This is a genomic window from Allobosea sp. FG18, from assembly GCF_057809495.1.
Genome location: NZ_JBMDKB010000021.1, coordinates 49,704 through 60,923, shown reverse-complemented (window position 1 = coordinate 60,923; position 11,220 = coordinate 49,704). Strand labels below are relative to the sequence as shown.

General features: G+C 67.7%; 10 protein-coding genes. 6 read left to right on the top strand and 4 right to left on the bottom strand.

The window, feature by feature from the left end; genetic code table 11:
- Positions 1-128: 128 nt before the first annotated feature.
- Genes flgH through flgF form a run of 4 tightly spaced genes read right to left on the bottom strand, consistent with a single transcriptional unit; the run spans position 129 to position 3,514 of the window.
- Complete coding sequence (gene flgH / locus ACODTJ_RS21915; protein ID WP_454656369.1) at positions 129-881, bottom strand: flagellar basal body L-ring protein FlgH; 753 nt, start codon at positions 879-881, stop codon at positions 129-131.
- Between the two features lie 18 nt (positions 882-899).
- Positions 900-1,946: a flagellar basal body P-ring formation chaperone FlgA gene (flgA, locus tag ACODTJ_RS21910; protein ID WP_454656368.1), complete on the bottom strand. Its 1,047-nt coding sequence runs from the start codon at positions 1,944-1,946 to the stop codon at positions 900-902.
- An 11-nt stretch (positions 1,947-1,957) separates the two neighbouring features.
- On the bottom strand, positions 1,958-2,749 hold the full coding sequence (gene flgG / locus ACODTJ_RS21905; protein ID WP_454656367.1) for a flagellar basal-body rod protein FlgG: 792 nt from the start codon (positions 2,747-2,749) through the stop codon (positions 1,958-1,960).
- 21 nt (positions 2,750-2,770) lie between these two features.
- A complete protein-coding gene (gene flgF / locus ACODTJ_RS21900) occupies positions 2,771-3,514 on the bottom strand; it encodes a flagellar basal-body rod protein FlgF (RefSeq protein WP_454656366.1) in 744 nt (247 codons plus the stop codon).
- Positions 3,515-3,799: 285 nt separating this feature from the next.
- Between flgF and fliL the strand changes: the two genes are divergently transcribed.
- The 6 genes from fliL (at position 3,800) to ACODTJ_RS21870 (ending at position 11,220) form a co-directional block, all read left to right on the top strand.
- A complete protein-coding gene (gene fliL, locus ACODTJ_RS21895) occupies positions 3,800-4,306 on the top strand; it encodes a flagellar basal body-associated protein FliL (RefSeq protein ID WP_454656365.1) in 507 nt (168 codons plus the stop codon).
- Between the two features lie 46 nt (positions 4,307-4,352).
- Positions 4,353-5,480, top strand: coding sequence for a flagellar motor switch protein FliM (gene fliM / locus ACODTJ_RS21890; protein WP_454656364.1), 1,128 nt, complete (start codon positions 4,353-4,355; stop codon positions 5,478-5,480).
- Between the two features lie 10 nt (positions 5,481-5,490).
- Entirely contained in the window at positions 5,491-5,946 is a 456-nt protein-coding gene (locus tag ACODTJ_RS21885; RefSeq protein WP_454656363.1) for a DUF6468 domain-containing protein, read from the top strand.
- The gene (locus ACODTJ_RS21880; RefSeq protein WP_454656362.1) at positions 5,943-6,743 is read left to right on the top strand and encodes a MotE family protein; all 801 of its coding nucleotides are present in this window, start codon (positions 5,943-5,945) and stop codon (positions 6,741-6,743) included. The genes ACODTJ_RS21885 and ACODTJ_RS21880 overlap by 4 nt, the downstream gene beginning before the upstream one ends.
- Positions 6,744-7,292: 549 nt before the next feature.
- On the top strand, positions 7,293-7,607 hold the full coding sequence (locus tag ACODTJ_RS21875) for a hypothetical protein (RefSeq protein WP_454656361.1): 315 nt from the start codon (positions 7,293-7,295) through the stop codon (positions 7,605-7,607).
- Between the two features lie 166 nt (positions 7,608-7,773).
- Entirely contained in the window at positions 7,774-11,220 is a 3,447-nt protein-coding gene (locus ACODTJ_RS21870) for a tetratricopeptide repeat protein (protein ID WP_454656360.1), read from the top strand.

Genomic DNA, 11,220 nt, shown 5'->3' with positions numbered 1-11,220 from the left:
CTTCGCTCTGGTGAGTCGGCTGGAGCGGCTTTCCAGAACCGGAGCGCAGCGGACTGATGTCCGTGAGCGCCGGAAGCGCAGAAAGCTGCTTCAGGCGTCCGCCAGAGTAGAGGGGGCGGACGAGCGGATCAGAAGGGCAGCAGGATGTCCATCACCTGCTGGCCGTAGCGCGGCTGCTGAACATCGGTGATCTGGCCGCGGCCGCCGTAGGCGATGCGGGCCTGGGCGATCTTGGTCGACTCGATGGTGTTGTCGGATTCGATGTCCTCGGGCCGGATTACGCCGGCGACGATCAATTCACGCACCTCGAAATTGACGCGGATCTCCTGCTTGCCCTCGATCACCAGATTGCCGTTGGGCAGGTTCTGGGTGACGACCGCCGCGACATTGGTCGCCAGCGTCTCGGAGCGGTTGACCGAGCCCGCACCTTCGCTCGAAGCATCGGAATCGAGCTTCAATAGCGAGGAGGCCTTGGCGCCGTCGGGCAGGAACTTGTCGAGCTTGTTCTCGAAGCCAAAGGCGTTCTCGGCGCCGAAATCCTCGCCGTTCTTGCGGCTACGCTTGGTCGTGTTGTTGAGCTGGGCCCGGTCCGTGACCTTGACCTTGACGGTGACGAGGTCGCCGACATTGCGGGCGCGCTGGTCCTTGAAGAAGGCGCGCGACCCGGTGCGCCAGAGCGAGTTCGGCGCGTAGGAGGCATGCGCCACCTCCGGCATCGGCATCTGCACGGGCTTGTAGCCCTTGGCGGCGGTCGGGTCTTCGATCGGCGAGAGCGTCGGCGCCTGGCCGACATTGGCGAGGCGGTCGCCCATGCCGCAGGCGCCGAGCGAGGCGGTCAGCAGCAGGAGCCCGGAAAGCTTGGCGAGGCGGGTGGCGTACATGGCGGTTTCCACGGAGCTTTACTGGGCGCTGGCGACACGGCCGGCGGCGGAAGGCTGGACGGAGACCCGTCCCGCCCCGCTGACCTTGCCTTGCAGCACGCGCTTGGACTGGGGATTGGTGACGGAGACGACATCGCCCATCGCACCGGCCTCGTTGGCCCGGCCGCGCAGCGTGATCAAAAGGCCCGGCGCCTCGTAGACGATGGTGACGAGATCGCCCTTGGCGACGATCTCCTCCCGCTGGACGTCGCTGCCGCGCAGCGGCACGCCGGCGAGCAGCGCCCGGCGCGCGACCTTGTCAATGGCGGCGCGGACATCGCCGATGATCTCGTTACCCTGCCCGTCGCGCGGGCGGCGCTCGACGGTGACGTCGTCCTTGCCGAGCGTCTCGCCGCGGGCGATCAGGCGCTTCGGTACCACGACTTCCATGGTCTCGACGAGCTGGCCGGAGATACGCAGCGGCTTCAGGCGCAGCGCGGTGCTGCCGGGCACTGCGAGCCGGGCCTGCAGACGCCGCGAGCGTGCGTCGAAGGAGAGGTCGACCACGGCAACGTCGCCGGTCAATTCAGGCTCGACCGCGACACTCGGCGCCCCGCCATCGATCGCCAGCGCGAAGATGCGGGCATCGACACCGAAGCGCTCCTGCAAGCCGGTCTTCACGGCGGCTTCGAGGTCCATGGCGGTGATGCGGCGCGCGCTACGCGTGACAACGACCTGGGCAAAGCCCTGGCTCTGAAGCTCGCTCGCCTCACGGACGATGCCGGCAGCGCGGGCTGCCTCGACGATGCGCGCGACCTGGATCGTGCCGGTCTCGCCGAGCGCCGGCGCCCGGAAGGCCGCCGTCGCGGCAGCCTCGCCGGCGAGGCCCGGAATGAGATCGCCGAAGGTGACGAGATCGCGCGCCAGGCTGACCTCGGGACGCAGGTGCAGTTTGGAGGGCAGCGCGGCGGCAGCCGGCGCCGCAACGGCCGAGGCCATCGCGACCGGCGCGGTCTGGGTCTGCTGCGGCGCGGCGAGCGCGGCGGTGCCGGAGAGCAGCAGGGCGATCAGGGAGAGACGGATCATGATGAGCCCCCTCAGCCGCGGAACATCTGGGTCGTCGCCGACATCATCTGGTCGGCGGCGGTGATGACCTTGGAGTTCATCTCATAGGCGCGCTGCGCGGCGATCAGCGAGGAAAGCTCGGTGACGGCCTGAACGTTGCCCTCTTCGAGATAGTTCTGCTGCAGCGTGCCGAAGCCTTCGCCGCCGCCGAAGCCGTCGATCGGCTGGCCCGAGGCGGCCGTCTCGACATAGAGGTTATCGCCGATCGACTCGAGGCCGACCTTGTTGACGAAGCGCACGAGCTGAATCTGGCCGAGCTGCTGCGGCGCGGTCTGCCCCGGAACCATCGCCTCGACGATGCCCTGCGCATTGACGCTGACGCTGGAGGCGTTGTTCGGCACGGTAATGCCGGGCTCGACCTGATAGCCGTCGCGGGTGACGAGCTGGCCCTGCGCATCGAGGTCGAAGGAGCCGTCGCGGCTATAGGTGGTGCGGCCGTCCGGCATGCGGATGCGGAAGAAGCCCTCGCCGCGGATGGCGAGGTCGTAGGGCTTCTCGGTCGGGGTAATGTTGCCCTGGGTCATGACGCGGCCGGTCGAGACCGTCTTGACGCCGGAGCCGATGAAGGTGCCGGCCGGAGCCTGGGTGTTCTGGTCGGAGGTAGCCGAGCCGGCGCGCCGGAAATGTTCGTAGAGCAGGTCCTGGAAATGAATCTGCTGGCGCTTGTAGCCAGTGGTCCGGACGTTGGCGATGTTGTTGGAGATGACCTGGACGTTCATCTCCTGGGCCATCATGCCGGTCGCGGCTGTCTGCATGGCGCGCATGGTGCGTGCTCCCTTCCGCTATCAGGCTTGCTGGTCGGCCAGGCGCGAGATCGCCCGGCTGCGCAGTTCATCGGATTTGCTGATCATGTTGGCGACGCTCTGGTAGTTGCGCTGCACCTCCATCAGGCGGGTCAGCTCGACCACGGCCTTGACGTTGGAGCGCTCGATCGCGCCCGGCTCCATTCGCGCCTCGAGGCCGGCGGCCTGCGGGGGCGTGGTCGAGGAGAACAGGTTGGTGCCTTCGTTCGCCAGCGTCTTCGGATCGGCGAAGCGGACCTGGCGCAGCTTGCCGCGCGTGCCCTGGTCGCTGCTCACGGTGCCGTCGGCGGCGATGCGCATGGAGTGTTCGCTGGAGCCGAAGGCGATCGGCCCGCCATCGCCCATCACCGGCAGGCCGGTCTGGGTCACGAGCCGGCCCTGCCGGTCGATATTGAGGGAGCCGGCGCGGGTATAGCGCTCGCCGTTCGGCGTCTGCACGACGAGGTAGTTGTCGCCCTTCAGCGCGACGTCGAGCGGATTGCCCGTCATCTCGATCGTGCCCTGCGACAGATCGAGCGGCGTGCCCTTGTCGATGACATAGGACAGCGGCCGGTCAGCCGGCTTGAAGGCGTCGGCCTTCGCGACAGGCATGAGGAATTCGTTGAAGCGCGCGCTGCGTGCCTTGAATCCGTTGGTGCCGACATTCGCCATGTTGTTGGCGATGACGTCCAGCTCGCGCGCCAGGGCCACCTGACGCGACAGGCCGATGAGAAGCGCGTTCTCCACGGCTTATCTCCCGATCATGTCCCGCGGCGACCTCGACGCTCCCCAGCGCAGTCGCCACGGCCCATGCTTCGCAAGCGGCATGCCAGCATGTTTAACCCATACAAGTTATTGATATCATTAAATAAAGGTCGATTTTTCTCAGGTGCCGCACCCCGGCACAGGCTGCAGGAGCGGCAAGAAACGCCCGGCAAATTCTGCCGCCCTTAACGACGCGTTAACCGTAATTGGGGAAGGTGCCTCTATGGGCTGCAGAAGGCGGCCCGGCGGCCCGGGACGCGTGACGAGATGGCGAAGAAGCCCAAGAAGGAAAAGGAAGAAGGCGCTGCCGGCGAAGAGGCGCCGAAGAGCAAGAAGAAGCTCTTCATGATCATCGGCGGCGTCATGCTGCTGGCGGCCGCCGGCGGTGGTGGCTGGTTCTTCCTGAAAAAGCCTTCGCCCGAGCAGACCGCGGCTGCCGAGGCCGCGGCCAAGGCCAAGGCCCCCGTCGCCTTCCTCGACATGAAGGACATGATGATCGGCATGTCCAATAGCGGCCAGCAGGACCGCCAGTCGATCATGAAGATCAAGGTCGTGCTGGAGATCGCCGATGCGAAGGCGGCCGACCAGATCAAGCCGCTGCTGCCGCGCGTCGAGGATGCCTTCCAGGTCTTCATGCGCGAACTGCGCCCCTCCGATCTCGAAGGCTCGGCCGGCATGTTCCGGCTCAAGGAAGAACTGCTGCGCCGCGTCAATCTGACCGTCTATCCGGCCAAGGTCGACGCCGTGTTGTTCAAGGAACTGCTGGTGCAATGAGCGAGCCGATGGCTCCCGCACACCGGACAGAGATGGCGGCGCAAAGATGAGCACCGAACACGACAAGAACACGCCGAGCGACGAGCCGCTGACCCCGGAAGGGATGGCGGCCGGCTGGGCGGCGATGCCCGACATCATGGAGGATGATGGCGAACAGGAAGGCGGTACCGACCGCCTGATGTCGCAGGACGAAATCGACACGATGCTCGGTTTCTCCAGCGGCGACGACAAGGACGGCCGCAACGGCATCCAGGCGATCGTCGATTCCGGCTCGGTCGCCTATGAACGCCTGCCGATGCTCGAGATCATCTTCGAGCGTCTGGTGCGCCTGCTCTCGACCAGCCTGCGCAACTTCTTCACGGACAATGTCGAGGTCACGCTGGAGAGCATCCGCTCGGTCCGCTTCGGCGACTACATCAACTCGATCTCGCAGCCGGCGCTGCTCTCGGTGTTCAGGGCCGAGGAATGGGACAATTTCGGCCTCATCACCATCGAGCCGTCCCTGATCTACTCCGTCCTCGACGCGATGTTCGGCGGCAAGCGCGGCCAGCCGGCACCGCGCATCGACGGCCGCCCCTTCACCTCCATCGAAATCCGCATGGTCCGCCGCGTCATCGAGCTGGTGCTGGGCGATGCCGAGGCCGCCTTCAAGCCGCTCTCGCCGGTGAGGTTCATCGTCGACCGCGTCGAATCCAATCCGCGCTTCGTCTCGATCTCCCGCCCTGCCAATGCCGCGATCCGCGTCGAGCTGAAATTCGATATGGAAGGCCGTGGCGGCGCTCTGCACATACTCCTGCCCTACGCCACCATCGAGCCGATCCGCGAATTGCTGCTCGAAAGCTTCATGGGCGAGAAGCTCGGGCGCGATCCGATCTGGGAGAACCATCTCGCGACCGAGGTCTGGCAGGCCGATGTCGACGTCACCTGCGTGCTCCACGAGACCCAGATGCCGTTGAAGCGCGTCATGAAGCTCGAGATCGGCGACACGCTGATGTTCGACGCCCGGCCGGATTCAATCGTCTCGCTGCGCTGCGGCGACTTCGTCGTCACCGAGGGCCGGATCGGACGGGTAGACGACAAGATCGCCGTGCGGGTGGTGAACCCGCTCCGGCGCTCCAAGACGACCCTTGCCGCTTTCGACAGCCTCGCCAGCCATCTCGGCGCGACGACCTGATAGGGATGCCATGACGCTCAATCTCATCGCCGACGTGCTTGTCGCCTGCCTTCTCGTCGCCACCATCGTCACCTGCTTCATCCTGACCAAGCGCATCGAGCGGCTGAAGGCGGACGAAGCCGGCATGCGCCAGACCGTCGGCGCGCTGATCACCGCGACCGACAATGCCGAGCGCGCCATCGCCGGCCTCAAGTCCACGCTGGGCGATTGCGACCGCACCCTGGAGGAGCGCCTGCGCACCGCCGAGCGCTACGCTGCCGATCTCGCCGCGCAGGTCGAGGCCGGCCAGGCGGTGATGGAGCGCATCGGCCAGATCGTCAGCGCCGCGACCCTGGTCGGCGCCAAGGAAGCTCCGGTCGAGGCGCCCGCGGCGCCGGCTCCGGTCTCCCGCCTTGAGAGCGCGGTCCAGTCGGCCGCCGCCATCCGCGCCCGCGCCGCGCGCCGCCTCGAGGAACAGGCTGCGTGATCGAACGGCCCCGCCTCCTGCCGGCAGTGATTCTCGGCGCCATGGGTCTCCTGGCGCTGAAGCTGCTCGCCTGGACGGCGGAGCCCTCGCCCGGCCACATCCCGGCCGCCGCGCCGCTTTTCGCGCAGACCGCGGCCAAGCCTACGAACACGACCGCGCCCAAAATCTTCGATCCCGAGACAACCGGCTCCGTACCCGCCCCCGATCCGAAAAAGGACCAGGAAAAGAACGAGGCCGAGGCCAAGGGCGGAGCGGTCCGTATGGCCGCCAATGCCAACAACAAGGCCGACATCATGAACGGCTCGGTCCAGCCGGTTTCGCCGGCCGAGAAGGCGATCCTGGAACGCCTCGGCGAGCGGCGCGAGGAGCTGGAGGGCCGGATGCGCGAGCTCGAAATGCGCGAGCGCCTGCTGAACTCCGCCGAGAAGAAACTCGACGGGCGCGTCGGCGATCTGAAGGCGCTCGAAGAGAAGGCCGGCGGCCAGGGCGCCAGCAAGCCTGCCGTCGAGGAAGCCAAGGCGATCAAGAACCTCGTCATCATGTACGAATCGATGAAGCCGAAGGATGCCGCGCGCGTCTTCGACCGCCTCGGCCTCGACGTGCTCGTGCCGGTGGTGCAGCAGATGAATCCGCGCAAGATGTCCGAGGTGCTGGCGGCGATGGCGCCCGACCGCGCCGAGAAGCTCACCGTCGCGTTGGCGACCAGCGGACGCACCGCCAGCGTCGAGCGCGTGGCGAACGAAGCTCCCCTGCCCGGCAACGAACTCCCGGCGATCGCACCCGCGTCACGGCGCTGATCCGGTTATCCCGTTCAGCCCTCTTGGCGAGCGCGAGTTCCAGCTCGCGTGGCGGCGTGGAACTGGGGATTGTCAGCGATCGTTCAGGTCTGGCGGCGGATGATCGCGACAGGAGGAAACTTCAATGCGGTTCACAGCCCTCGCTTCGGTTTTGCTGTTCGGAACGCTTGCGGCAGGCTGCGTCGATCAGCGCTCCTACGCTTACCCGGGCTCGTACTGCGATGAGTATGGCTGCGGTGCGCCGGTTGCCCCGGTCGTCCAGGCGCCCGCTTATTGGGGCGGCGGCCCCGGCTACGGCGGCTATCCACGATACAGGGGCGGAGGATATCGCGGCGGGCCGTATGGCGGGCCGCCTCCGCCGGTCGGCTACAATCCCCCGACCTGCAGCGAATGTTAGAGCCGTCCGCTTTGAACGGCCGAGCTTCGATGGTGCGCCTGACGGTTCCGAACAAGGACGTCCGCCAACGCTGGCGTCAGGCGCCGGGGATTGGCTGCCAGCGATGGTTGGTCAAGCTTCTGCTTTTGTCGCCCGCAGGTTAGAAGGCGCCGATGTGGCACAGCGCTAAGGGCATCATCAAGAGCACGAGCGGCCTGAACGATATCGTGCTCCACGTCCTGCTGGGCGCGGCCATCTTCATCGTCCTGGCGATCGCCTTGAGGCGGCCGCTCTTGGCGTTCCTGCTGACCACGATCATCCAGATCGCCAACGAGCTCGTCGACCTCATCGAGGACGCGACGGGAACCGGCGTGGCCGGCTCCCTCGCCGATATCGTCTGGACGATGATCATCCCGGTCGTGCTTCTCGGCATCTGGGCGCTGAGGTCGCGGTTCCGGCGGCCCATTCGTGATCGTTCGAACCGGTGACGTCGCGGTGCCGGCGATCATTCGCGATCCGCCCGAGGACATCCCACCTCACCGCGAAAACCCGTCATCGTCAGTGGTTGAGGGATGCGACTGTTAACACGCCATTATGGTTGACGCGCTAGCGTGCCGGAGGGCCGCTGCGTTCGGATGAAGGCGGCGAGGCCCAGTGTCGCGTTGGGTCGAGTATCACGGTTTGCGTCTGTCGCGCTCCTTTGCCTTCGGTATCGGGCTGGCCGCTCTCACGCTCGCCGCCGGCCTGGAGACGCCTGCCTTCGCGGCTGGCGCGAACCTGCGCGGCGAAGCCATGCCGGCGGGCTTCGGCCGGCTGTCCCTGACCTTCGACGAGCCGATCCAGACCCGTATCCGCGTCTCCAACGGCGTGCTGATCGTCGCCTTCGGTAGCCAGGTCCAGGTCGATGTCGCCCGCATTGCCCGCGAATTGCCGAACTACGTCTCCGTCGCTCGCGTCGATCCCGACGGGCGCGGCATGCGCTTCGCACTGACCCAATCCTACAAGGCCAACCTGATCGAGGCCGGCGACAAGGCCTTCATCGACCTGCTGCCGCAGAACTGGTCGGGCGTCATGCCCGGCCCGCCGCCGGAAGCCCTCGCCGAGCTGACCGAGCGCCTGCGCCTCGCCGAAGTCCGGGCGAAAGACGCCGCGCGCCAGCCTCCCGCCCCTCCAGCCACGCTGACGATGAGCTCGGCCAGCCTGCCGACGCTGGAGCGCCTGATTTTCAAGGCACCGGCCGAGACGAAGCTCGCCAGCAACCTGTCGGACGGTACGCTGAAGCTGGTCTTCGACCGGCCGATGAATGTCGAGGCCGCCGCCATCCGCAATGCCCTGCCGACCGATATCGACCTCACCGGCCTCGATGCCGGCAAGGAAGCGCTGAGCCTGACCCTGTCGCTGCCCAAGGACTGGCAGGTCCGCAGCTTCGACGACGAGACCGGACTGGTCGTCGACCTGCTGCGCCCTGTGAAGCAGGAAGCGCCATCGCTTGTCGAGTTGTCAAAGCCGCCAGCACCGACGCCGCCTGCTCCGGCTGCGACACCGCCAACCGAACCCGCTCCAAAGTCCGCGGCGACGGCACCGGCGGCCCAGCCAGCCACACCGCCCACCCAGGCTGTGGCCGCAGCGCCAACTGCGCCCGAAGTGCCGCCGGGCCCGGTCGCCATCACGGTCGACGGCAAGCGCCTCGATTTCCGTTTCACCCGCCCCACGGGGGCCGCCGCCTTTCTCGATGCCGGCGTGATGACGCTGGTCTTCGACACGCGCGACACCATCGATCCCGCGAAGCTCGCCGGGCTGATGCCCAAGCTGATCGAGGACAGCACGGTCACCCGCGAGGGCAAGGTGACCCTCGTCAGGCTCAGGCTCGCCGGCCAGCCGCTTGCGCGCGTCTTCGACAACGGCCCGACCTGGTCGCTCGATCTCGGCGAGGATGCGGGACGGCCCGCCACCCCGGTCGAGCCGCAGCGCAGCATGGACGAGCGCGGCCAGACCATCGTCGCCGTGCCGCTCGCCGGCCTCACCGGCATCCACTGGCTTGAAACCGGCCCCGCCGGCCTTCCCGTTGCCGTAGCCACCGCGACGGGCCCGACCCGGCTGACGCCCAAACCCTATCAGTTCGTCGAATTCGGCCTGCTCCCGACAGCGCAGGGACTGGCCGTCCAGCCACATGCGGACGACGTCGCGGTCCGCGCCGGCACGGAGCAGGTCCGCATCGGCCGCAGCGGCGGGCTCAACGTCTCGCTCGACATCGGCGCCCCCCTCCCCAAGCCGGAGGAGAAGGCCAGGAAGCAGGAGGCAGCTCCGCTGCTGGACGGCGACGCCTGGGCCAGGCTGCGCCTCGACAATCCGCGCGAGCGCGCCCGCGCCCTGATGCTCGACATCACCGACGCTTCGCGTGGCCGCAAATCCGAAGCCCGTCTCGCGCTCGCCCGTTTCTATGCCGCCAACGGGCTGATGCCCGAGGCCGCCGGCCCGCTCAACGCCTTGCTCGCGGACGATAAGGCGATGCGCGGCAACCGCGAGGCGCTCTTCCTCAGGGGCGTCATCGCCACCGGGATGCATCGGCACCAACAGGCGCTGGCCGCCTTCGATGCCGGTCCGATCAAGGACGATGTCGAGGCAGGGCTGTGGCGCGCGCTGGTCGAGGAGCGCCTGAACCGCAATGCCCAGGCGCTGGTCGGTTTCCGCCGCGCCGAATCCGTGCTCGACCGCTATCCGCTCCATCTCCAGGGCGAATTCCGCGAGGCCATGGCACGCACTGCGCTCGCCCAGCAGGATATCGCTGTCGCCGAGCGCCAGATCCAGGCACTGGCGGACATGCCGCGCGGCAGTTTCGACCAGGAGCATCTCGCCCTGCTCCAGGCGCGGCTCGACGATATCAGCGGCCGCCCGGAGGCCGCGATGAACGGTTACAAGCCGCTCTTCGAGGCCAAGAGCCGCCCGGTCGCGGCGGAAGCTCAGTTGCGTGCGGTCAAGCTCGCGGATGCCGAGAAGCGCACCGACATCAAGCCCGAGGAAGCCATCGCCCGGCTGGAGACCGTCTCGGTCATCTGGCGCGGCGGCCGGCTGGAGATCGAGGCGCTGGCCGGACTCGGCCGGCTCTATGCCGACCAGCAGCGCTGGCGCGACGCCTTCATGGTCGCGCGCCGCGCCAACGAGAACTTCACCGAGGATCCGCTGACCAGCCGCATGCACGACGAGACGGCGCAGCGCTTCGCCGAGTTGTTCAGCGGCTCCGGCCTCGGCAAGCTGCCGCGCATCGAGACGCTGGCGCTGTTCTACGACTTCAAGGAATTCCTGCCGATCGGCCGGCGCGGCGACGAGATCACGCGCCTGCTCGCCGACCGGCTGGTCGAGCTCGACCTGCTCGATCAGGCCTCCGAGATCCTGAAATACCAGATGGACCGGCGCCTCAGCGGCGCGGCGCGTTCCACGGTCGCGGCACGCCTCGCCATGATCGACCTGATGAATGGCAAGCCCGCCGACGCGGTCCGCGCGCTCAACACCACGCGCCTCGTCGAGCTGCCGGCAGATGTCAAGCGCGCCCGTCTGCTGCTCGAGGCCAAGGCGCTCTCGGACCTCTCGCGCACCGATCAGGCGCTCGAGATGCTGGAGGTCGAGCGAGGCCCCGAGATCGATCGGTTGCGCGCCGACATCTACTGGACCGGCCGCCGTTGGCGCGAGGCGGGCGAGGCCTACGAGCGCCTGCTCGGCGAGAGCTGGCGCGGCGACGGCGCGCTCGGGGACAGCGAGCGAGCCGATGTCATGCGTGCCGGCGTGTCGTATGTGATGGCGAGCGAGAACCTGTCGCTCGACCGGCTGCGCAGCAAGTTCGCGCCGAAGATGGCCCGCGGCGCCGATGCCCGGACCTTCGCCTTCATCACCGGGGCCGACCGGACCCGCGCCGCCGACATCCGCGAGATGGCGCGCGCCACCGCGAATGCCGACACGCTCTCGGACTTCCTGAAGGCCTATCGCGAGCGCTATCCCGCCTATTCGGCAGCGATGCGCAAGCCGCAGGCTCCTGCCGCCGACAAGCTGCCTTCGCCCGCCGAGGGCGCGGCAGCCGAGCCTGCGGCGCCGCCGTCGCGGAGCTAG